Source organism: Caulobacter sp. GW822-FHT07D08 (assembly GCF_058798735.1).
The window spans coordinates 757,817-780,833 of record NZ_JBXAKU010000001.1 but is presented as its reverse complement, the minus strand read 5'-3'; the positions used below and the strand labels follow the sequence as shown (position 1 = coordinate 780,833).

Below are 23,017 nucleotides of genomic sequence, written 5' to 3'. Positions count from 1 at the left end.
CCAGCAAGCCGATCCGCTTCACATATGCAGCGCTTGCTCCAGGGCGAAGGCCAGGGAAATGGCCGCGCCGGCGGTCAGCAGGGTGCGCATGCGCGGGCGCCAGCTGGGGCCCTCGTGGTCGGTGACGTCCCAGACCCATTGCAGCAGGAAGACCAGCAGGAAGCCCGACAGCTGCCAGGCCGGCTCGAACTTCAGCTCGCCCAGCAACAGGCCGAAACCCGACAGCGGGAACAGCAGCGAGATGCCCAGGACCGACCAGCGTGGGCTGGGGTTCTCGATCTCCAGCCCCGTGCGCACGCCCCCGAAGTACGAGACCATGGCGGCCGAATAGGCCAGCAGCGCCGTCAGAGACGACTTCTGGATGCTGTCGGGGCCGTAGCAGAACAACACCGACGAGATGAAGAAAGGAATCAGGGTCGATAGACCAAAGACCCATACCGCCGGCGGAACCGGCGTCCGCTCGCCCGCGGACTCGTTCATGCTCAACTCCTTCGGAAGGCGACCGAAGCCGCCCACCCTGCCCCGAGCGCGACTATTACCGACACGAGCCCATAGGTCCACGGACGATCTTTGGCGAAGACATAGAGCGCCCGCTCGGCGCCGGCCTTCTCGACCACCAGGGCGCGGTCGCGGATCGACACCGGCTTGCCGTCCTGGAACAGCACGATGCGGGCCGTGTACCGCCCGATCGGCGCCTCGGCCGGCAGGTCCAGCTCGGCGCGGAACAGGCCCTTGTCGACGAAGCGGACGCCTTGCGGGTCTGCGGCATAAAGGCCGGCCTTCTCCTTCAGGCGCAGCACGGCGCGCCGCCAGTCGAGGTAGTCCGCGCCCAAGCGGCTGACCACGACGTCGCGGACGCCATAGGTGGTCTCGACCCGCTGCTCCAGGGGCGCGGCGATGGCCAGGTGCTCCAGCCCCGCGCCCAGGTGGCGCAAGGGGGCGAAGCCGGCGATGTCCTGCAGCTTGCGGGTGGAGGCCACGCGATAGAAGCCCGGGGCGCCGCGGAACACCACGGGACGGCTGTTCAGCCACAGGCCGGCGACCTGGGTCTTGCGGGCGATACGCAGCGGCTGGTCGGGGCCGCGGACGATGACGACGATGTCGCTGGGCCGGTCCGTCGGATCGAACACCGCGCCATAGAGCACGATCCGCGCGCCCCGGAAGCCGGAGCTGACCCGGATCTCGGTGTCGGTCAGGGCGGCCGAGACCGCCGGCGCGGGCGGGGCGGCGACCAACGGAATCATCGGCTCGCTCCCGTCATCAGGACGAAGGCTTCCTCGGGCCTGATGAACAGGTCCGCGCCCATGCGCAGGCCAACGACCAGCACCAGCAGGGCCAGAAGCGCCCGCAACTCCTCGGCGCGGAAGCGGCCCGAGGCCCGCGCGCCCAGCTGCGCCCCGATCACCCCGCCGATCAGCAGCAGGGTCGCCAGCACGATATCGACCGTCTGGTTGCGGCCGGCCTGCAACACGCTGGTCAGCGAGGTGGTGATGACGATCTGGAACAGGCTGGTGCCAATGACCACCGGCGCGGGCATGCGCAGCAGGTAGATCATGGCCGGCACCAGGATGAAGCCGCCGCCGACGCCCATCACCGCCGACAGGACGCCGACGAACACGCCCAGCAGGACCGGCGGGATGACGCTGATATAGAGCCGCGAGCGCGGGAAGCGGACCTTGAACGGCAGGGCGTACAGCAGCGCCGGTCGCCGGTCGCGGCGCGGCTTGGGCGGCTGGCCGCTCCGGCGGCGCAGGATCGTCCCCACCGACTCCGTCAGCATCAGTCCGCCGATGACGCCCAGGAACAGCAGGTAGGACAGCGACACCGCGAAATCCGCCTGGCCGATCAGGCGCAACCAGCGAAACACCTCGACCCCGATGAACGAGCCGATCGCCCCGCCGCAGGCCAGCACCCCGCCCATGCGGAAATCGACCGAGCGCTTCTTGCTGTAGGCGATGACGCTGGAGACCGACGAGGCGGCGACGTGGTTGGCCTCGCTGGCCACGGCCACGACCGGCGGGATGCCCATGAACACCAGAACCGGCGTCATCAGGAAGCCGCCGCCGATGCCGAACATGCCGGAGATGAAGCCCACGAGCCCGCCCAGCACCACCAGCAGCAGCGCGTTCACCGACACCTCGGCGATGGGCAGGTAGAAGTGCAAGGCGCGCGCGGCCCTTTCGGCGTCCGGGATATCCCTGATTGCCGGGTGAAGGCCGGAGGGTCAACGCGATAGATGCTCTCCCGCGTTGCGCGGGAAGATCAACCTAGCGCGCGTAGACCGACAGGCGGTTCAGGGTCTCGCCGTCCATGCCGCCCGAGGCCGGCAGCCCCTGGTCGCGCTGGTAGGCGGCGATGGCCATGCGCAGGGCCGGCGAAGCGACGCCATCGCGCGGACCCTGGTAGTAGCCGAGCTGCGACAGCACCTTCTGGGCCATGCCCAGGTTGGCGTTGGCGGCCGGGGCCGACGCGGTCAGGCTGGCCGTCTGGGTCTGGGTTTGCGGACGGAAGGCCAGGGCCGAGCGATCGGCGGTCTGCTGGGCCTCGGCCGTCAGCTGGGCGCGCAGGGCGTTGGCCCGGCTGCGGGCGGTGGCGTCGCCCGAACGGCCGGCGATCACGTACCACTTGTAGGCTTCCGCCGGGTTCTGGCTGACGCCTAGGCCGCTTTCGTAGAGCTGGGCCAGGTTGAACTGGCTGTCGACCAGGCCGGTGTCGGCGGCCTTGCGGAACCAGGTCGCCGCCGTGGTCGAGTTGCGCGGGCCGCCCTCGCCCTTGAAGTAGTAGAGCGCCAGGTTGTGCATGGCGCGCGGGTCACCGCCGGCGGCCGCGCGTTCGCTCCAGCGGCGGGCTTCCGGCATGTCCTGCTTCACGCCGCCCTTGCCGGCCTCATACATCTTCGAGAGGTAGAACTGCGCGGCGGGATAGCCACCGTTGGCGGCCTTACGCAGGATGTCGAGGCCCGAGCGGTCGCCGATCTCGATCTTGCGGACGCCGTCCTCGAACAGGGCCTTGGCGTTGTCGGTGGCGACCGGCGCGGCCGCGGCGTCGGCCTGAACGGGCGTGACGCCCGTGGTCAGGGCCACGGCGGCGCGCGGCTGGCCCGGCGTGGTGTCGGCTTCCGGACGGGTGACCTCGACGTCCGACTTGCGGCCGGCGATGGCGTCGGCGACGCGGGTCGGGGTCGCCCCGCTGCCGTCGGCGCTGAGCAGCATGAAGCCGCCGACCATGGCGCCCAGGGCGCCGGCGCCGCCAAACACCATCACGGCGGTGGCGACGGTCGCGCCCAGGCGGCTCTTGGACTTCCTGGCGAAGCCGAAGCCGCTGAACAGCGGCGTTCCGGTCTTTTCACCCTTCGCCGGCTTGGGGGCCTTGGCCTTCTTTTCCGGCTTGGCCTTGCCCACGGTCTTGGCGTCGGCGGCCGCGGCGGCGCGCGCGGCGGCGCGGGCCTGCTCGATGATGTCGCGGGTCGACATAGGCCGGGTAGGCTGGACCGGAGCGAAGTCGGAGACCTCGGGCTCGACCTCCTCGTAGCGCGGCGCCTCCGGCTCGAATCCGTCGGCCATGGCGTAGTCGTCGTGCGCGAAGGCGCGCTCTTCCGGCTCGGCGGCCGGGAACTCGGCGATCTCGAAGCTGGGCTCGCGCGACGGAGCGGCCGGGGGGGCGAACACGTCCTGGTCGTCGTCGAACGAAGCCGACTGGCTGAACGAGGCCGACCGGCCGAAATAGGGATCATCGAACGGCGAGACCGCCGGGGCCGGAGCGACACGGGCCGGCGCGGGGGCCGCGGCCACCTGCGGCGGCGCGGCTTCCAGCTTGCGCTGGGCGTCGTGCAGGCGGGTGTCGATCTTTTCGCGCGCCTCTTCCAGCATGCGGAGCGTGCGCTCCTCGCTCTGGCGGATGCGGTCGACCAGCTCCTGGCTGGAGCGTTCGTGGCGTTGGTTCAGGCGCTCGGTGACGCGGGCGACCTGCTCGCCGACATCGTCGATGGCCAGGGCGTTGCGGCGCTCGGCGCTGCCGATGCGCTCGGCCAGCTTCTCGGTGATGCGGGCGATTTCCGCGCCCAGCTTTTCCAGGGCCTGGGCCTGGACGCTGTCGGCGCGGTTCAGCTTGTGCTCGACGGTGGCGGCGATGCGCGCCACTTCGCCGCCGACCTGCTCGATGGCCGTGGCGTTGCGCTGCTCGGCGGCCTGGACGCGACGATTGAAGGCGTCGGCGACGCCGACCACTTCGCGGCCCATGCGCTCGATGGCCTGGGCCGAGCGCTGCTCGGCGGCCTGAACGTGGGCGGCCATCTCGCCCAGCTTGCGCTCCATGCGGTCGAAGCGACCGTCGGCGGATTCCTTCAGCTTGGCGGCCATCTCCAGGCGCGCGGCTTCCATCTTCTGGGTCAGGCTGACGGCCAGACTGTCGAGGCGCTCCTGCACGCCGGCGGCCGGATTGGCGCCCTCGACCGCGCCCAGGCGCTGGTCCAGCGCCGAGAACGACGAGCTCATGTCGCGCAGCGCCTCGCTGGTGCGGGTCTCGGCGGCTTCCAGGCGTTCGCTGAGGCGCGCCACGACGGCGTCGACCAGGGCGGTGGGATCCTGCGGCGCCGACGTCGCGTTGACGCGGGCTTCCAAAGCGGCGATCGCCTCGCGGGTGCGGGCCTCGCCGTCATAGAGGTGGCTGGCGACCTTGCCCAAGGCGCCTTCGAGCGCGCGAAGCGCCTCGGCCGAGCGCGGCCCGGCCGCTTCGGCCTCCATGCGGCGCGTCCGCTCGGCGGCGCGCGCCTGCTCGGTCTTCAACTCGTCGACGGCGCCCTCGAAACGGGCGGCCACGGCGATCTGTTCACGCTCGGACCGTCCCAGGCGCGTGAGGGCGTCGCGGACGGAATGGTCGATGCCGGAGATGGCGGCGGCGTTGCGGCCTTCGGCGGCCTCGATGCGCTGTGTCAGGCGGTCCAGGGCCAGGGCCACGCGGCCGACCTCGTCCGCCGGGTGTTCGGCGATCTCGATACGCGGGGGCGCATCCTCCTTGACGACTTCCAGATAGGCGCGGCTGCGCGCCTCGTCCCGATCCGCGGGCTTGTCGGCGAACTGCTCCGCCGCCTGACCATCGCCCTCGATGATCATACGATTGAGCCATTCGCCCAGAGTCATGCCGGAGCGACGCGCGAGGTCCTTGGCGACCTCCCGTGCCTTGGGGTCGATCCCCTTAACGCTCCATGGCGACGCCGCAGTCATTGCGAATCGATCTCCTCGCATCTGAGGAAAACGCTAGTCACCGATTCCTGGGGTGTAAACGCGACCAAAACGCCAGATGTAGTGGCTGCACGATTCACTGTGGAGGAATCGGGACAGAGTCCCAAGGTTCTGTAGCGTGGTTAAAACGCAAGAGGGTTAACGCGGGTTAACCATTTGCCAGGCGGATTGTCGCAGGCCTAGAAGCGGCCATGGATCTACCCCTGACCATTTCCGCCGCGGTTGTGTTCCTGACTCTTGCCCTCGTCTTCGGGTGGCTGGGGGCGCGTCCGATCAATGTCCTAAAGGGCCCGCGCATGGTGCCCTGGCGTCCGCTGATGATGGTCTGCGTGGTCGGCCTGATGCTGATGTTGGTGCACCTGTTCAACCTGTTGGGCGTCCAGACCGGTAACCCGCCGCGCTACTAGGTCGCGGGCGTCGCAAGGCTAGTTCGCGGCCTTCTTGGGCCGTTTGGTCAGGCCGGACATCCCGCCCGAGGACAGCAGGCCGATGTCGGCGAGCAGGAAAGGGATCGCCCATTTGTGGGGCGCGGCAATGTAGCGCGGCTGCCAGACGGGGTCGTACTTGTCCTTGTACCGCCGCACGCCCTGGAAATTGTAGATCTCCTCGCCGCGCTCGTAGAGCAGCCGGCCCACGCGCGACATGATCGGCGCCAGCGGCCGATCCTCGAGCCCCGCCAGCGGGGCCATGCCGAACTCGAACGCCTGGTAGCCCTCGTCCTTGCCCCACTGCAGCAGCTCGACGAACAGGTAGTCCATGACGTTCTTGGGCGCCTCGTCGGAGTAGCGCATCAGGTCCATCGAGAACGCGGTCTTGCACGCCGTCAGCCACAGGGTGGCGAAGGCGACGATCTTGCCCTCCTCGCCGCGCACCACCGCGACCGGGAACTCGGCCACGTAGCGCGGATCGAAGCCGCCCATAGAGAAGCTCTTCTCGCCGCCGGCGTGGTGGCTGAGCCAGGCGTCGGAGATCGCCTTCAGCTCGTCCATGATCGCCACGGCGGCGCCGACCGGCAGGATTTCGAAGGCCGCCCCGCCCTCCCCGGCCTTGCGCCAGTTGCGGCGCAGAACCTCGCGGCGGCGACCGGCCAGGCTGAAGGCCTCCAGCGGCACCGCGGCGCTTTCGCCCGTCTTCTGGATGGCCAGGCCCAGGTCCACGGAGTCCGGCAGGTCATCGGGACCCAGGCCGTAGAAGCCGGCCCGCGCGGCATGGGCGTCGGCCAGTTCGCGGAAGCGCCAGAAGAGCTCCATGCGCTCCTCTTCCTTGCCAACCGGCGCGCCCAAGGCGATCCACGACCGCCCTCGCACGCCGAACATCAGGAAGCTCTCGCCCGAGGCCGAGAACAGGAAGCGCTTGTCGCCCAGCAAGGCCAGGTTGGCGCTGGGCTCGGCGTCCTGGGCCTTGGCCAGGATGGCGCGGACGCGGTCGAATTCCGGATCGGTGTCGTCGACCACGGCCGGCGTGGCGGCCGTGGCGACCAGTCGCCAGACGCCGACGGCCAGCAGCGCGATGGCCGCGGCGATCGACGAGCGGATGGCGCGGGCGGCCTCGTCATGGTCCTGCAGCACCCGGATCCAGGACTTGTCGGCGAATTCGGTGTGGTGGAATGACCACCAGCCCAGCAGGCTGGCCCCGATGATGGCGGCGGCGGCCGACAGCAGCCAGCCGGGCGTGATCTCCATCTTGGTCAGGGCCGCCTTGCGCGGAAAGGCGTCGTGGAACGGCAGGATGGCCAGGAAGCACACCGACAGCATGGCGGTCTCTTCCCAGTTCAGGCCCTTGAAGATCGCCAACACCGCCGAGGCGGCCAGCACGGCCAGCGCCGCCCACCAGGCCGCGCCCAGCCGCGCGCGCAGGCCGAACGCCAGCAGCAGCAGGACCAGGCCCAGGATGGAGGAGAAGAAGTGGCTGATCTCGATCAGCAGGTCCGGCGCGAAGGCCAGCAGCAGCAGGAAGCGGGTCGGTTCCGAGGGAGTCGCCCCCGAGGCCAGCAGCATGACTCCGGCCGACGCGGTCAGGATCGCCGCCAGGGTCGGAGCGATCGCCAGGGCCGCGGGCCTGAAAACTGTCGAGGACATCCAGATCCCGGAAGGACGAATCCCTCGCGGGATCCAGCAATGACACCTCCTATACCGCGCAAACCATGACAGGGTCACCGTCGCGGCTCGATGGAAGATGCGAACGACCGTTTGAATCGACTTGCCGCCGTCGCCGGGCGGCGTAGTGTGGCGGCCAATAACCGTCCGACTAGGGAGATGAGACGATGGCCGACTTCGGGGGAACCGAGCTCGACGCCTTCCGCGCCGAGACCCGCGCCTGGCTCGAGGCTAACTATCCGCCGTCCCTGAACGCGCCGATGGGCGAGGACGAAGCCCCGTGGGGCGGCCGCAAGATGGTCTGGAAGAACCCGGACGCCAAGCTGTGGCTGGACTGCATGGCCGAGCGCGGCTGGACCGCGCCGATGTGGCCCAAGGAATATGGCGGCGGCGGTCTCTCCAAGGCGCAGAACAAGGTGCTGGAGCAGGAGCTGCGTCGCCTGAAGGCCCGCCCGGCCCTGATGAGCTTCGGAATCTGGATGCTGGGCCCGGTGCTGCTGGAATACGCCACCGAGGAACAGAAGCAGCGCTTCCTGCCGCAGATCGTGCGTGGCGAGACCCGCTGGTGCCAGGGCTACAGCGAACCCGGCGCCGGCTCCGACCTCGCGTCCCTGCAGACCAAGTGCGAAGACAAGGGCGACCACTACCTGATCAACGGCCAGAAGGTCTGGACCAGCTACGCCGACCAGGCCGACTGGATCTTCTGCCTGGTGCGCACCGACACCAGCAAGAAGCACGAGGGCATTTCGTTCGTGCTGTTCGACATGACCTCGCCGGGCGTCGAGGCCCGACCGATCAAGCTGATCAGCGGCTCCTCGCCCTTCTGCGAGACCTTCTTCGACAATGTGAAGGTCCCCAAGGACCAGTTGGTCGGCAAGCTGAACGGCGGCTGGGACATCGCCAAGCGCCTGCTCCAGTACGAGCGCCAGAACATCAGCGCCTCGGGCTTCGGCGGCGGCGGCGGGCTCTCGCCCGTCGACGCGGCCAAGAAGGAGATCGGCGTCGACAGCGAAGGCCGCATCGCCGACGGCGACTTCCGCGCCCGCCTGGCCGCCCACTCGATGGACGCCCACGCCTTCATGCTGACCGTGCGCCGGGCCGAGGCGGAGTCCAAGCAGGGCTCGGGCCCCAGCGCCGCCGTCTCGATCATCAAGTACGCCGCCGCCAAGATGAACCAGGAGCGCACCGAGCTGCTGGTCGAGGCGCTCGGCTTGCAGGGTCTCGGCTGGGAAGGCGAAGGCTTCACGTCGGAAGAACTGGCCGCCCCCCGCGCCATGCTCCGCGCCAAGGGCAACTCGATCGAGGGCGGCACCAGCGAGGTGAACCTCAACGTCGTCGCCAAGCGGGTTCTTGGCCTGCTGGACCACCAATAGTCCGATGATCGAGTTTTGGTACGAGTTCGCCTCGACCTACTCCTATCCGGCGGCCATGCGCATCGAGCGGCTGGCCGCCGACAAGGGGGTGGCCGTGGCCTGGCGGCCGTTCATCGTCGGCCCGCTGTTCCATGAGCAGCAGGGGCTGAAAGACAGTCCTTTCAACGCCTTCCCCGTGAAAGGCGAGTACATGTGGCGCGACCTGGAGCGGGTCTGCGAGCAGCAGGGCCTGCCCCTGCATCACCCCAGCCAGTTCCCGCGCAACAGCCTGCTGGCCGCCCGCGTGGCCCTGGTCGGACTGGAGGACGGCTGGACGCCCCAGTTCAGCCGCGCCGTCTACCAAGCCAACTTCGTCGACGACCTGGATATCTCCAGTCCCGAGGTTCTCGCCCCGCTGATCGCCGAGGTCGGCTCGGGTCCCGAACACGTCCTGGCCGCCGCTCAGTCCGATCCGATCAAGGCCCTACTGAAGGACCATGTCCGCATGGCCAAGGAACGCGGGCTGTTCGGCGCGCCCAGCTTTCTCACCGCCGACGGCGAGCTCTTCTGGGGCAACGACCGTCTGGAACAGGCCCTCGACTGGGCCGTCCATCATCAATCCAGGGAGCACGCCTGATGGCCGTCCTGACCGAAGAACAGACCATGCTGCGCGACGCCGCCAAGGGCTGGGCCAGCGAAAGCGCCCCCGTCGGCGCCCTGCGCAAGCTGCGCGACGGCAAGTCCAGGCAGAGCTTCGATCCTGGCGCCTGGGCCGAGATGGGCCAGATGGGCTGGGCCGGGGTGATCGTGCCGGAGGACTATGACGGCTCGGCCTTCGGCTATCTGGGCCTGGGCCTGATTCTGGAAGAGACCGGCCGCACCCTGACCGCCTCTCCCCTGCTCTCCACCGCCATGATCGCCGCCTCGGCGCTTCAGCTGGGGGGTTCGGACGCGCAGAAGTCGGCCTGGCTGCCGAAGATCGCCACCGGCGAGGCCGTCGCCACCCTGGCGATCGACGAGGGCTCGCACCATGCCCCGGCCCGCACGGCCCTGACCGCGACCAAGGGCGCCTCGGGCTACGTGCTGAACGGGACCAAGACGCTGGTGCTGGACGGCGAAGCGGCCGACCTGCTGATCGTCGTCGCTCGCACCGGCGGCGAAGTCGGCTCTACAGAGGGCCTGACCCTGTTCCTGGTCCCAGGCGACGCGCCCGGCGTCGCCCGCACGCACCTGTCGTTGATCGACTCGCGCGGGGCGGCCCAGATCGCCTTCGACGCCGTGGAGCTCGGCGCCGACGCGGTGCTGGGCGAGGTCGACAAGGGCTGGGCGGTGCTGGAGCCGGTCCTGGACCGCGCCTATGCCGGCCTGGCGGCCGAGATGCTGGGCAGCGCCTCGGCGGCTTTCGACATCACCCTGGACTACATCAAGACCCGCACTCAGTTCGGTCAGGTCATCGGCACGTTCCAGGCCCTGCAGCATCGCGCCGCCAAGTGGTTCACCGACATCGAGACCACCCGCTCGTGCGTCGAAGCGACCCTGGAAGCGTTTGACGCCGGTGGCGATACCCGGGCGCTGGCCTCCCTCGCCAAGGCCAAGGCCAGCGACCTCGTCCACCTCGCCTCCAACGAGATGGTCCAGATGCATGGCGGCATCGGCATGACCGACGCCCACGACGCGGGCCTCTATATGAAGCGCGCCCGCGTCACCGAGGCCCTGTTCGGCGGCGCCAGCTTCCACCGCGACCGCTACGCGCGGCTGATGGGTTTCTGACCCGACGCTACCCCCAGCCCTGGGGATAGGCCGCCTCCGCGAGGTCCGGATACCGTCGTTCTCGTACTGACGGAGCGGGTCTCGCGGGGAGCGGGCCAAAGACGGCTTCCGTCCAGGGGAGCCATCATGACCAAGACCATCGCCGCCGCCACCCTCGCGCTGAGCCTGGCCCTCGCCTCTTCCGCCCAGGCCCAGCTGCAGCTCAGCTATCCGGCCGACGCGACCATGACCTGCGACCAGATCAGCGCCGAGATGGTTCGCATGGACCAGATGATGGGGGTCTCCAACAACGCCATCGCCAGCGCCGAGGCCGGCGCGCGGGGAGCCGAGACAGCCGCCAGCCTGGGCGTCAACGCCGCGCTGTACAGCGGGGCCCTGGGTCGCGTCCCGGGCCTGGGCATGTTCGCCAACGCCGCCGCCGCCCAGGCCAAGGCCGCCGCCGCCGCCAAGGCCCAGCGCGAGGCCCAAACCATCCAGGTGGCGCAGCAGCGCCGGGCGGTCATGGGCGGCCTCTATCAGGGCAAGTGCGGCGCGGCCGCCGTCACGCAAATCTCGGCCGCCATGACCACCGCCGCGCCGACCGCGTCCGCCGCGCCGAACCTTCTGGCCACGACCCAGGAAGTCTCCTTGCGCGGCGCCGCCTCGCCGACCGGCGCGATCGTTGGCAAGGTCAAGGCCGGCGGCGCGGTCTATCCGACCGGCCAGCGCAACGGCGTCTGGATGGAAGTCGACGACGAGAACGGCGCCCGGGGCTGGATGTCCTCGGCCTTCGCCAAACCGAAGTAGTTCTGAACGGCGGGACCGCCCGGCGGTGCGGTTCCAACAGCCTGCCGCGTTCGAACCTTCGCCTTCAGGGTAGCGGACGAGGGCTCGCACGCGTGGGACCAGATCGTCCGAGCGCCTCCCGTCCCCGGGTCACGTTCGGCGGCCTGGGGCGCAGGAACCGCCGCCTGCGCCAACGGCTCTTCCTTGCGATTCCCCGATCGCAGGAAGAGCGCCCATGCACGACGCCATTCAAGAGCATGGCGAAGCCGAGCGCCGTCTCTCCGAAGACCGTGACCACGAAAGGGAGCGATGCGCTTCGCCTGGGAGATCGCCAAGGCCAACCTCGCCGGCGATCGTCCGGACATGCTCCCAGCAGAGCTGCGTCGACCTGTCCTGACCCTTTTCCAACCCCGACGACCTTTCAAGCCGCCTCTCGAGGGCGGCTTTTCTTTTCCGACTTCAGATCACCTCAAGTCGCACGACATCTTGATCTAGTAGTTATGTCGTATACCCGACAGACACTCGAAATGCCAAATGATGGCGAAAAGCAGACCATTTGTCTGGGTCTTCTATTTTTAAGGCCATCCTGACTGGATTGTGTCGGCTAAGCGACGGCGCCCCGAAACGCTCCCACCTATAGCTTGAAACCCTTGCCGTGAGACGGCGTTCGATTCCGCATGACTGGGCCGTTGGCGATCTTGAAGAACCGCTTGCTTTCCGCACTGCCGTCCGAAGACAGGGCCCTTCTCGCGCCTCATCTGTCCACGGTCGATCTCGATAAGGGACGCCTGCTCTACGAGCCGGGCGACTTGATCGATCAGGTCTATTTCCCGAATGACTGCGTCATCTCGCTGATGACCCTGATGGAGAGCGGCGCGGCGATCGAGTCGGCCACCATCGGTCGCGAGGGCGCCCTGGGCCTGATGGTCGCCGTCGCGCCGCGTCAGTCGCTGAGCCGCGCCATCGTTCAGGCCCCGGGCTCGGCCCTGCGCATCGCCGCCGCGCCGCTGCATGACGCCTGGAAGCGAAGCGCCGCGCTGCGCGATCTGGTGGATCGCCACAACGAGGCGCTGTTCGGTCACGCCATCCAGTCGGTGGCCTGCAACGCCCTGCACGCCGTCGAGGCTCGTTTCTGCCGCTGGCTGCTGGGCTGCCACGACCGCATCGACAGCAACACGGTCAACCTGACCCAGGAGTTCCTGGCCGACATGCTGGGCGTCCAGCGCACGACCGTCACGGCCGTCGCCGGTTCGCTGCAGAGCAAGGGCCTGATCCGCTATCGCCGCGGCGTGGTCGACATCCTGGACCGCGACGGCCTCGAAGCCATGGCCTGTGAGTGCTACGGCGCCGTGCGTCGCGGCTACGAGCGGCTGCTGCCGGCGTCTTTCGCCGGCTAGAGCCGGGGCTAGCGCCGGCGAGACGGCGCGGGCGCGTGGGCCAGCCGCAGCAGGTTGGCGGCGCCCGGCGCGCCGAACGGCGTCCCGGCCACGACCAGCAGGCGTTCGCCCGGCGCGACGAGCCCCAGCTCCAGCGCCTTGCTCGAGGCGTCGGTGGTCACGACCTCCAGGCTGTCGGGCTGGGCGCTGACGCGCGGCTCGATCCCCCAGCACAGGGTCATGCGGCGCACGGCGTTAATGTCGGGCGAAAGCGCCAGGACCGGCTGCAGCGGGCGTTCGCGGGCCAGGCGACGCGCGGTCGCGCCCGTGGTGGTGAAAGCTACCAGGCACTTGGTCGAGCCGGACTTGGCCGCGCCGGCGGCGGCGACCACCAGCACGTCGGCGTCGTCATCGTCGTGGCGCTGTTCGGCCTGCATCAGCTCGGGCCAGCGCGGGTCGCGTTCGACGCGCTCGATGATGCGGTTCATCATCGAGACCGACTCTTCGGGATAGTCGCCGGCCGCCGATTCCGCCGACAGCATCACAGCGTCCGCGCCCTCGTAGACGGCATTGGCCACGTCCGAGGCTTCGGCGCGGGTCGGGGTCGGCGAGCTGATCATCGACTCCAGCATCTGGGTGGCGACGATCACCGGGATGCCGCGCTCGCGCGCCGCCCGCAGGATTTCCTTCTGGGCCACCGGCACCTCTTCCGGGGCCATTTCGACGCCGAGGTCGCCACGGGCCACCATCACCCCGTCGCAGAGGTCGAGGATCGGACCCAGCACCTTCAGGGCCTGGGGCTTCTCGATCTTGGCCAGCACGGCGGCGCGGCCTTCGACGATCCGGCGCAGCTCGGCCATGTCCTCCGGGGCCTGCACGAACGACAGGGCGATCCAGTCGACGCCGAGGCGAAGCGCGAAGGCCAGGTCCTCGCGGTCCTTGGGCGTCAGGGGCGACATCGGGATGACGACGTCCGGCACCGCCACGCCCTTGCGTTCGGACAGCTTGCCGCCATTGACCACGGTGGTGTTGGCATAGCCCGGACCGGCGTCGGTCACGGTCATGCGCAGCTTGCCGTCGTCCAGCAGCAGGGTCGCGCCGGGCCGCATGGCGGTCAGGATCTCCGGATGCGGCAGATGCACCCGCGTTTCGTCGCCCGGGGTGGGGTCGCTATCGAAGCGGAAGGCCTGGCCGGCCTTCAGCATGACCGGACCTTCGGCGAACTTGCCGACGCGTAGCTTGGGGCCTTGCAGGTCGGCCAGGATGCCCAGCGGGCGGCCCACGGTCTTCTCGGCCTCGCGGATCGCCGCATAGACGGCCGCGTGGGTCTCGTGGGCGCCGTGGCTGAAGTTCAGGCGGAAGACGTCAGCCCCGGCCCTGGCCAGGGTGACGATCATTTCCGGCGTGCTCGAGGCCGGACCGATGGTGGCGACGATGCGCGAGCGACGGGCGCGGATCATGCCGTCGCTCCTTCCTGGTCTTGGGTCAGCCCGGCGGACAGAAGGCGTCGCCCTCGTTGGAGGCCAGCCTGATTTCGGTGAATGACAACGTCATGCGCCCGGCGGTGGACAGCGCGAAGGGGGACGAAACATGCGTCATGTCCGCGCCCTTGGCCCTGAAGCAGGAAAGTTTGATCTTGGCCGTATGCCATTCGCCGCGTTTCACACCTAACAACGTTGACGTAACGTCTACCGTCGCACCGCAGGATTCGCCACAGGCCAAACCCAGGGAGACCGGTTTCTCTGGGGACGCATCCACCCTGTACCGGATCGTCACCGCCATGTCGCCGGTGGTCTGGCGCGAGAGATCGACCGGCGGGCCGGCGATCGTCAGGCTCCCGGCCCCCTCCCCGCTCCATGTCGCCTGACGGGCGTTCTCCTGCGCGCCGGCGTCGATGGTCTTCAGCGAAACGGCCCCGCTGGCGTTCAGGGCCCACGGCGGCGGCGCGCGGCCGGCGGCGAAATAGCGGTCCACATTGACCGCCGCCGTCGAAGCGACGCCGGCGTCTTCGGACAGCACCGCGACCTTGCCGGGCTTGGCGTAGCTCAGGCCGTAGCCGTAGGCGAACTGCGGATCATAGTTCTTGTCGCCGACATTCAGCGGCTCCTGGTCGGCCCGCTTGGGCCACGAGAACGAGAGCTTGCCCCGGAAGTCATGGCGCGGCTTGCCCACCTTGTCGCCAATCAACACGTCGGCGACACCGCCGCCTTCCGAGCCCGGCAGCCAGGCCGCCACGAAAGCGTCCGAGGCGTTGATCTCGGGATTGGTCCACAGCGGCCGGCCGCTGAGGAACACCGAGACCACGGGGATCCCGGCCGCCTTCAGCTTCTTGAGCAGGGCCAGGTCGGTCTTGTCGCCCGGCTGGTACTCGACATTGGCGATGTCGCCCTGGAACTCGGCATAGGGGTTCTCGCCGAACACCACGATGGCGACGTCAGGCTTGGTCTTGAAGTCGCCCGAGGCCGACAGTTCGGCGCTACCGCCGCCCGCCTTCACCGCCTCGGTGACGCCGGCATAGATCGACTGGCCGTTGGGGAAGTCGCTGTTCTTGTTGCCCGTGCCCTGCCAGGTCAGGGTCCAGCCGCCGGCGGCCTTGCCGATGTCGTCGGCCCCGTCGCCGGCGACCAGCACGTGGGCCGAGCTCTTCAGCGGCAGCACGCCGTCGTTCTTCAGCAAAACGAGCGACTTGCGGACCGCCTCGCGGGCCACGGCGCGGTGCGCGGGCGAGCCCAGCAGTTCGTACTTGCCCTCGAGCGGGCGCTTGTCCTCGAACAGGCCCGCCTTGACCTTGACCCGCAGGATGCGGCGCACGGCGTCGTCGATCCGCGCCATCGGGATCTGGCCAGCCTTCACCTGAGCCAGGGTGTTGTCGTAGAGGCCCTTCCAGCTGTCGGGGGCCATGATCATGTCCATGCCGGCCAGATAGGCCTGGGCGCAGTTGGTGTTGGTGCAGCCCTCGACCTGGCCGTGGGCGTTCCAGTCGCCGACCACGAAGCCCTCGAAGCCCAGCCGCCCCTTCAGCACGTCGGTCAGCAGGCTCTTGTTGCCCGTGTGCTTGACCCCATTCCAGCTGGAGAAAGAGACCATCACCGACAGGATCCCCGCGTCGATGGCCGGCGGGTAGCCGGCGGCGTGCAGACGGACGAGATCGGCCTCGGAGATCTGGGCGTCGCCCTGGTCCTTGCCGCCCACGGTGCCGCCATCGGCCAGGAAGTGCTTGGCCGAGCCGGCCACATGGTTGGCGCCCAACGGCTTGCCGGCGATCAAGGGCCCCTGCAGGCCCAGGGTCATCGGACCGGAATAGGCCTTCACCACTTCCGGGTCCTCGGCATAGCCCTCATAGGCGCGGCCCCAGCGCTCGTCGCGCGGCACGGCCACGGTGGGACCAAAAGTCCAGTCCGCGCCGGTCGCGACCATCTCCTGCGCCGTCGCCTCGCCGATGCGGCGGATCAGGTCCGGATCACGCGCCGCGCCCAGGCCGACATTGTGCGGGAAGATCGTCGCGCCGACGACGTTGTTGTGACCATGCACGGCGTCGACGCCGAACATGATCGGGATTTCCTGGTGACCGCCGCGGCTTTCCAGCGCCGCGGCGCGGAAGGCGCGGATCCACTCGACCCAGCGCTGGGGCGTGGCGCGGTCATTGCCGTCCGGCGCGCTGTTGCCGCCGACCAGCACCGAGCCCAGGCGATACTTGGCCAGCTCCTCAGGCGTGATCGAGGCGCCGTCGGCCTGGATGGTCTGGGCGACCTTCTCCTCGACGGTCATCTGGCTCATCAGCTTGGTGATGAAGGCCTCGGTCTTGGCGTCGGTGATCGTCGACGGGCTGTGGGCCTTGGGCCAGACGCTCGGATGGGCGGTCGCCGCCGAAGTTTGCGCGAAGGCCGTTCCCGTCAGGCCGCCGGCCAGGATCAAGGCCAGGGCGGACACGCGGACAAGGCTGGATACGGACATGGTTCTTCCCAGAATGCGCCCGCCCCGGGCGGATCGAATGAGGTGAGGGAGAAAAGCGCTCGACGCGGCGCTTGCGGGAAACCGCGCCGAGCGAAAGATAAAGCGGTTCAGGCCCGCTTGGAGGGGAGTGATCGTGCGTCGAACAGAACGACGCGACGGGCGCTGTCGGGCGAAGTCATTGGCGTTTCCTCCGACGCCGCCTTCGTGGACGACCGTCTTGATCGAACTGATGTCGCGCCGATGGGACAGCGCTGTCAAGTTCAATATGATTGCGGTAACACGTAGCGAACGACTCCATCGTCTTAGCGGGGCGCCTGTCCGGTGGACTCTCGGACCACCAGCTCGAAGTCCAGCACCCGTGAGGGCGGCGGCGCGCCCTCCTCCTGTTCCACGCCGTGCATCAGCATGTCGGCGGCGGCGCCGGCCATGGCGAAGATCGGCTGGCGCACGGTGGTGAGCTGCGGCCAGGTGATCTTGGCGCCCGGCGTGTCGTCGAAGCCTGCGACCGACAACTGGGCCGGCAGGTCCAGGCGCATGCGGTTGGCCACGGCCATCACGCCCAGGGCCATGTCGTCGTTGGAGGCGAAGATCGCGGTCGGACGGTCGGCGCCGCCCAACAGCTTCTCGGCCGCGTCGAAGCCCGAGCGGAACGAGAAGAAGCCCTGCTCCACCCGGTCGTCGCGGACGATCAGGCCGCTGTCGCGCATGGCGTCCAGGAAGCCCTGGTGGCGCAGGTGCGAGGCGCCGTGGTCGGGGTGGCCGATGATGAAGCCGATGTCGCGATGGCCCAGCCCGATCAGGTGCTTGGTCATCTCATAGGCGGCCAGGCGATCGTCCATGCTGACCCATGGGGCGCGGTCGAGATCGCCGCCCGGCGCGATGCGGACATAGGCGACGCCCGCCTTTTCAAGCGCCGCCAGCACCAGCGGATGGTCGCTGAGCGGCGGCGTCAGGATCACCCCGTCCATCCGCAGGGTGGCCAGCATCGGCTCGACCTGCTCCTGGATGTCGCCCGTCGAGTCGATCGGCTCGACAATCAGGTGGAAACCCTCCTGCCGGCACCGCGCGATGGCCCCCAGCTGGACGTCGGTGACGTAGCCGGGGCTGGGGTTATCGAAGAAGACGCCGATCAGATAGGCCTTCGAGCCCGCCAGGCTGCGAGCCGAGATGTTGGGCCGATAGTTCAGCGCCGCCACGGCGGCCTGCACCCGGTCCCGGGTGTCGGCCTTGACGTTGGGCTCACGGTTGAGGACCCGCGATACGGTCTTGATCGAGACTCCGCTCTCGCGGGCCACATCGTGGATCGTGACTTTGGCGTTCAATTCCGTCCCTCGTCGCGCCGATTCTCTCCGGCGTGGCGGATACTAAGCCATGACAGGGTTGTCATGGCGAGCCCAAGAAGATGACTACGAAACCGCCGCCCTGCCCTCCGGCGTCATCGCCACCGCCGCGCCGATCAGGGCGGTGTGCGGATGCAGGATGACGTGGGTCGGGATGGACTGGGTGTAGTGCGACAGGCGGCCCTTGGCGTCGAAGCGCTCGCGGAACGGGCTCGTCTCCAGGATGTCGATGATCCGGGGGGCGATGCCGCCGGCGATGAACACGCCGCCGCGCGCGCCCAGGGTCAGGGCGATGTCGCCGGCCGTCGAACCCAGCACCGCGCAGAAGCGGTTCACCGTGGCCAGGCTGTCGGCGCAGCCCTCGATCGCGCGCTCGGTGATCTGCTTGGCGGCCAGGGTCTCGACCTTGCGCCCCTCGGCTTCTGCCAAGGCCACGTGCAGGTCTTCCATGCCAGGACCCGACAGGATGCGCTCGACCGACACGCGGCCGCCGTCCAGTTGCTTGGTCAGGGCGCGCAGCACCTCGATCTCGATCGCGTCGACCGGGGCGAAGGCCACGTGGCCGCCCTCGGTGGCCAGCGGGATCTCCTGGCCGTGACGGCGCACGAGGCCGGCGACGCCGAAGCCGGTGCCCGGACCGAGGATGGCCAGATCCCCCTCGCCCGAAGTCGGCAGATGACCGACCTGGCGCAGGTCCTTGGGACTCAGGCGCGGCGCGGCCAGGGCCTGGGCGGTGAAGTCGTTGATCAGCTTGGCGTTCCGGAAACCGCCGGCGCGACGCAGGCTGTCCTCCGAGATCCGCCAGTCAAGATTGGTCATATGGACCGAGCCGTGCTCGATCGGCCCGGCCACGGCCACCACCGCCTGGTCGGGATGGCGGACGCCGACCTTTTGCAGGTAGTGCTCGATGGCGTCCTCGGCCGTGCCGTAGTCCTCGCCCTTGTAGGTGGTCGGCTCGATCAGGCGCGGGTCCTGACCGTCGAATTCGACCAGGGCGAAGCGGGCGTTGGTGCCGCCGATGTCGCCGACGAGGCCGAGCCCCGCGCTGTGATTGCCGTCCATGACGATGCGCTTCCTCAAGCGAAGACGGACGCGCCGGCGTCGGCGGCGCCGACCCCGTTGCGCATCCATCCAAACAGTTCCCTACCAAAGCCCGGCTTGGACGCCGGGACGTTCGCTGGCGTACGGGCGCGCAGAACCGCCTCGTCCACCAGGATCTTCAGTTCGCCGGTCTCGGCGTTGACGCTGATCACATCGCCGTCCTGGACATAGGCCAATGGCCCGCCCTTGGCGGCTTCCGGCGTCACGTGGATGGCGGCCGGGGTCTTGCCCGAGGCGCCGGACATGCGGCCATCGGTGACCAGGGCGACCTTGTAGCCGCGGTCCAGCAGCACCGAGATCGACGGCGACAGGTTGTGCAGTTCCGGCATGCCGTTGGCCGACGGGCCCTGGAAGCGGACGACCACCACAACGTCGCGATCCAACTCGCCGCGCTTGAAGGCCGCGATGAAGTCTTCCTGTTCCTGGAACACGGCGGCCGGGGCGGTGATCACGTGGTGTTCGGGCTTCACGGCCGAGATCTTCATGACGCCCCGGCCGAGGTTGCCGGCCAGCAGGCGCAGGCCGCCCTCGGGGCTGAACGGATCGGAGACCGGGCGGACGATGGCGGTGTCCAGGCTCTCGGTCGCGCCCTCGCGCCACTTCAGGACGCCGTCCTCGAGGTGCGGCTCCTGGGCGTAGAGCGACAGGCCGGGGCCGGCGATGGTCTGGACGTCCTCGTGGACGAGACCGGCCTTCAGCAGCTCACGGATGATGAAGGCCATGCCGCCGGCGGCCTGGAAATGGTTCACGTCGGCCGCGCCATTCGGATAGACGCGGGCCAGCAAAGGCGTGGCCTTGGAGATGTCGTCCAGGTCCTCCAGCGTCAGCTGGACGCCGGCCGCGTGGGCCATGGCGACGATGTGCAGGGCCAGGTTGGTCGAGCCGCCGGTGGCCATCAGGCCCACCACGCCGTTGACGATCGACTTCTCGTCGATCATCCGGCCGACCGGGATGAACTCATTGCCCTTGTTGGTCACGGCGGCCGCGCGGCGCGCGGCTTCCTTGACCAGGGCCTCGCGCAACGGCGTGTTCGGATGCACGAAGGCGGAGCCGGGCAGATGGAAGCCCATCAGCTCCATCAGCATCTGGTTGGTGTTGGCCGTGCCGTAGAAGGTGCAGGTGCCCGGGCCGTGATAGCTGGCCTGCTCGGCTTCCAGCAGTTCGGCGCGGCCGACCTTGCCCTCGGCGTAGAGGGCGCGGATGCGGGCCTTTTCCGAGTTCGGCAGACCGGAAGTCATCGGACCCGCGGGCACGAACAGGGCCGGCAGGTGGCTGAAGGTCAGGGCGCCGATCACCAGGCCCGGCACGATCTTGTCGCAGACGCCGAGGTAGAGGCCTGCGTCGAAGGCGTCGTGGGTCAGGGCCACGGCCGTGGCCATGGCGATGATCTCGCGCGAGAACAGCGACAGCTCCATGCCCGGGCGGCCCTGGGTGACGCCATCGCACATGGCCGGCACGCCGCCGGCGAACTGCGCGGTGGCCCCGACCTCACGCGCCGCGGCCTTGATCAGCGCCGGATAGGCTTCCAGCGGCTGGTGGGCCGACAACATGTCGTTATAGGCCGAGACGATGCCGATGTTCGGCGCGTTCGGGTCCAGGGCGCGGACCTTGTCGACGCCCGGCGAGGCGGCGAAGGCGTGCGCCCAGTTGGCGCAGGACAGCTTGGCCCGCCCCGGCTGGCTGTCGATCGCGTGCTGCATGTTGGCAAGGTAGGCCGCGCGGCTGTCCTTGCTGCGCTCGACGATGCGGGCGGTGACTTCAGCGATGACCGGGTTCAGGCTCATGGCGATTACTCCGCCCAGAGGATGCGGACCTTGGCGCGGTCCTGGTTCAGAATGGCGGCGATCGGCAGGGTCGGGTCGACCTCGCCGTCCAGCAGGGCGCGCTTGGCCTGGCCGGTGATCAGCAGCACGATCAGCGCCGACTGGGTCAACGCTTGGAAGGTCAGGCTGATCCGGGGAATGTCCGGGGCCGGATCGCCCGGCGGCACGGCCAGCACCAGGCGGTCGGACTCAGGGTCGAGACCGCGCGCCAGCACCGGCGAGCCCGGGAACAACGAGGCGAAGTGGCCGTCAGGACCCATGCCCAGCAGCACCGCGCCGAACGGCGTGGCGGACGCGACGCCGGCCTGGGCCTTCAGCGCCGCCTCCTCATGGCTGACGCCTTCGAAATACAGCGGCGAGAAGCCGGCGCCGGCCGCGCGCCCCCTCAGCAGGTGACGACGCACCAGGCCTTCGTTGCTGCTGGGATCGGTCGGCGGGACCCAGCGCTCGTCCGTCAGGGTGACCATGACCTTGTCCCACGGCGCGGTCAGGGTCGCCAGGCGATCATAGACCGGAGCCGGCGTGGAGCCGCCCGTCGCCGCGAAGCCGGCCAGGCCATGCTCGGCCACGGCCGTGGTCAGGGCCTCGACGATGGTCGAGGCGGCCGCGTCATAGAGCGCCTCGCGGGTTGGGAAGGCTTCGATCTCGGGCTTGGGAAGCGAGGATTGGGCCATGATCACGCCTTCCAGGACCGACCGCCGGGCGAGATCAGACCCTGCGCCGACTGCGGCCCCCAGGTGCCCGCCGCGTAGTGCGCCGGCTCGATATTGGCGTCGGCCCAGGCGGCCGAGACGTCGTCGATGAACTTCCAGGCGGCCTCGACCTCGTCGCGGCGCACGAACAGCGTGCTGTCGCCGCGGAAGACGTCCAGGAACAGCTTCTCATAGGCGATGCGGCGGCGGCCGCCGCTCTGGCTGAACGACAGCGACAGCGGCAGCGACTGCAGGCGCATGCCCTCTTCCGACAGGCCCGGGCGCTTGTTCATCACGGTCAGGATGATGTTCTCGTCCGGCTGCAGGTCGATGACCAGACGGTTCGAGCACAGGTCGCCGCTGGTCGCCGCGCCGAAGATGTTGTGCGGCAGTGGCTTGAACTGCACGACGATCTGGGTGCGACGGTCGGGCAGGTTCTTGCCGGTGCGCAGGAAGAACGGCACGCCGTCCCAGCGCCAGTTGTCGATCGCCACCTTCATGGCCACGAAGGTCTCGGTCTTGGTGGGCTTGCCGACTTCGTCGACATAGCCGACCCGGGCGGAGCCCTCGACGACGCCGGCCACGTACTGGCCGCGCACGGTGTCATGGGCGACGCTGTCGCGCGTGAAGGGACGCAGGCTGCGGAGAACCTTGACCTTCTCGTCACGGACGGCGTCGGCGTCGAAGCCCGACGGCGCTTCCATGGCCACCAGACACAGGAGCTGCAGCATGTGGTTCTGCACCATGTCCCGCAGCGCGCCGTACTCGTCGTAATAGGGCCAGCGGTCGCCGACCTTCTCGGTCTCGGCGATGGTGATCTGCACGTGGTCGATGGTGTTGCGGTCCCACAGGGGCTCGAACAGCACGTTGGCGAAGCGCAGGGCGGTCAGGTTCTGGACCGTCTCCTTGCCCAGATAGTGGTCGATCCGGAAGATCTGGCTTTCGTCGACGATCGCGCCGACCGCGGCGTTGGTCTTCCTGGAGCTTTCCAGGTCGCGGCCGATCGGCTTTTCCAGAACGAGGCGCGTGGTCGGGCCCGTCAGGCCGGCGGCTTGCAGCGCCACACAGGCCGCGCCGTACAGGCTGGGCGACAGCGAGAAGAAGATGACCATGGTCCCATGCGGGCCGATCCGATCGGCCAGACGCTTGGTGTCCTCTTCCTTGGTAATGTCGACGGCGACATAGTCGAGACGCGCGGCCAGGCGGTTCCAGGCCGCCTCCTCCACCGTGGCGCGCTTGCCCAGCTGTTCGCGGACCAGGGCCTTGTAGCTCTCGGGCGTATGGTCCGCGCGGGCCACGCCGACGATGCGCAGGTCATGCGGTAGCAGTCGGTCGACTTCCAGGAAATACAGCGAAGGCAACAGCATTCGCAGGGCCAGATCCCCCGCTCCGCCCAGCAGCACCAGCACTTCGCGCCCGTTATCGGCGTCTTGGTTCTTCTTAGCCAATGTCGTCCACCCTATGACAACGTTGTCATGACATGCTTGCGACGGAAAGGCAAGCGCTCG

At 68.9% G+C, this 23,017-nt stretch carries 18 protein-coding genes; 6 read left to right on the top strand and 12 right to left on the bottom strand.

The genetic code is table 11. From position 1 onward, the window contains the following. Nucleotides 1–18 precede the first annotated feature (18 nt). The 4 genes from AC1RJ9_RS03515 to AC1RJ9_RS03500 form a co-directional block, all read right to left on the bottom strand. Nucleotides 19–480, bottom strand: a complete 462-nt coding sequence (locus tag AC1RJ9_RS03515) for a DUF3429 domain-containing protein (RefSeq protein ID WP_492834667.1) — start codon at nt 478–480, stop codon at nt 19–21. A gap of 2 nt (nt 481–482) precedes the next feature. Continuing rightward, on the bottom strand, nt 483–1,244 hold the full coding sequence (locus AC1RJ9_RS03510) for a TIGR02186 family protein (protein WP_492834669.1): 762 nt from the start codon (nt 1,242–1,244) through the stop codon (nt 483–485). Further along, nucleotides 1,241–2,164 carry a sulfite exporter TauE/SafE family protein gene (locus AC1RJ9_RS03505; protein WP_492834671.1) on the bottom strand — a complete coding sequence of 308 codons (924 nt, stop codon included), beginning with the start codon at nt 2,162–2,164 and terminating at the stop codon, nt 1,241–1,243. Before AC1RJ9_RS03505 ends, AC1RJ9_RS03510 begins: the two co-directional genes overlap by 4 nt. A gap of 103 nt (nt 2,165–2,267) precedes the next feature. After that, a complete protein-coding gene (locus tag AC1RJ9_RS03500) occupies nt 2,268–5,222 on the bottom strand; it encodes an SEL1-like repeat protein (protein WP_492834673.1) in 2,955 nt (984 codons plus the stop codon). Nucleotides 5,223–5,431: 209 nt separating this feature from the next. Between AC1RJ9_RS03500 and AC1RJ9_RS03495 the strand changes: the two genes are divergently transcribed. Then, nucleotides 5,432–5,647, top strand: coding sequence for a hypothetical protein (locus AC1RJ9_RS03495; protein WP_492834675.1), 216 nt, complete (start codon nt 5,432–5,434; stop codon nt 5,645–5,647). 18 nt (nt 5,648–5,665) lie between these two features. On the opposite strand, the gene AC1RJ9_RS03490 is transcribed toward AC1RJ9_RS03495, so the two are convergent. Continuing rightward, entirely contained in the window at nt 5,666–7,318 is a 1,653-nt protein-coding gene (locus tag AC1RJ9_RS03490; protein WP_492834677.1) for a phosphatidylglycerol lysyltransferase domain-containing protein, read from the bottom strand. Nucleotides 7,319–7,503: 185 nt separating this feature from the next. On the opposite strand from AC1RJ9_RS03490, the gene AC1RJ9_RS03485 reads away from it, so the two are divergent. The 5 genes from AC1RJ9_RS03485 (at nt 7,504) to AC1RJ9_RS03465 (ending at nt 12,620) form a co-directional block, all read left to right on the top strand. Continuing rightward, nucleotides 7,504–8,709, top strand: a complete 1,206-nt coding sequence (locus AC1RJ9_RS03485; protein ID WP_492834679.1) for an acyl-CoA dehydrogenase family protein — start codon at nt 7,504–7,506, stop codon at nt 8,707–8,709. Nucleotides 8,710–8,713: 4 nt separating this feature from the next. Then, a complete protein-coding gene (locus AC1RJ9_RS03480) occupies nt 8,714–9,325 on the top strand; it encodes a 2-hydroxychromene-2-carboxylate isomerase (RefSeq protein ID WP_492834681.1) in 612 nt (203 codons plus the stop codon). Next, nucleotides 9,325–10,458: an acyl-CoA dehydrogenase family protein gene (locus tag AC1RJ9_RS03475; RefSeq protein ID WP_492834683.1), complete on the top strand. Its 1,134-nt coding sequence runs from the start codon at nt 9,325–9,327 to the stop codon at nt 10,456–10,458. The genes AC1RJ9_RS03480 and AC1RJ9_RS03475 overlap by 1 nt, the downstream gene beginning before the upstream one ends. A 126-nt stretch (nt 10,459–10,584) precedes the next feature. Further along, a complete protein-coding gene (locus AC1RJ9_RS03470; protein ID WP_492834685.1) occupies nt 10,585–11,244 on the top strand; it encodes an SH3 domain-containing protein in 660 nt (219 codons plus the stop codon). 689 nt (nt 11,245–11,933) lie between these two features. Further along, nucleotides 11,934–12,620, top strand: a complete 687-nt coding sequence (locus AC1RJ9_RS03465; protein ID WP_492834687.1) for a Crp/Fnr family transcriptional regulator — start codon at nt 11,934–11,936, stop codon at nt 12,618–12,620. An 8-nt stretch (nt 12,621–12,628) separates the two neighbouring features. Here AC1RJ9_RS03465 and pyk read toward each other — a convergent pair whose 3' ends face one another. The 7 genes from pyk to zwf all read right to left on the bottom strand — a co-directional run bounded on the left by pyk (nt 12,629) and on the right by zwf (nt 22,957). After that, nucleotides 12,629–14,059, bottom strand: a complete 1,431-nt coding sequence (pyk, locus tag AC1RJ9_RS03460; RefSeq protein WP_492834689.1) for a pyruvate kinase — start codon at nt 14,057–14,059, stop codon at nt 12,629–12,631. Between the two features lie 25 nt (nt 14,060–14,084). Then, nucleotides 14,085–16,553, bottom strand: a complete 2,469-nt coding sequence (locus tag AC1RJ9_RS03455) for a glycoside hydrolase family 3 protein (protein WP_492834691.1) — start codon at nt 16,551–16,553, stop codon at nt 14,085–14,087. A gap of 302 nt (nt 16,554–16,855) precedes the next feature. Next, entirely contained in the window at nt 16,856–17,875 is a 1,020-nt protein-coding gene (locus AC1RJ9_RS03450) for a LacI family DNA-binding transcriptional regulator (RefSeq protein ID WP_492834693.1), read from the bottom strand. A gap of 84 nt (nt 17,876–17,959) precedes the next feature. Next, nucleotides 17,960–18,955 carry a glucokinase gene (gene glk / locus AC1RJ9_RS03445; protein WP_492834695.1) on the bottom strand — a complete coding sequence of 332 codons (996 nt, stop codon included), beginning with the start codon at nt 18,953–18,955 and terminating at the stop codon, nt 17,960–17,962. A gap of 14 nt (nt 18,956–18,969) precedes the next feature. Next, nucleotides 18,970–20,778, bottom strand: coding sequence for a phosphogluconate dehydratase (gene edd, locus AC1RJ9_RS03440; protein WP_492834697.1), 1,809 nt, complete (start codon nt 20,776–20,778; stop codon nt 18,970–18,972). Nucleotides 20,779–20,783: 5 nt separating this feature from the next. Further along, nucleotides 20,784–21,491, bottom strand: coding sequence for a 6-phosphogluconolactonase (gene pgl / locus AC1RJ9_RS03435; RefSeq protein ID WP_492834699.1), 708 nt, complete (start codon nt 21,489–21,491; stop codon nt 20,784–20,786). Between the two features lie 2 nt (nt 21,492–21,493). After that, nucleotides 21,494–22,957: a glucose-6-phosphate dehydrogenase gene (zwf, locus tag AC1RJ9_RS03430; protein WP_492834701.1), complete on the bottom strand. Its 1,464-nt coding sequence runs from the start codon at nt 22,955–22,957 to the stop codon at nt 21,494–21,496. Nucleotides 22,958–23,017 lie beyond the last annotated feature (60 nt).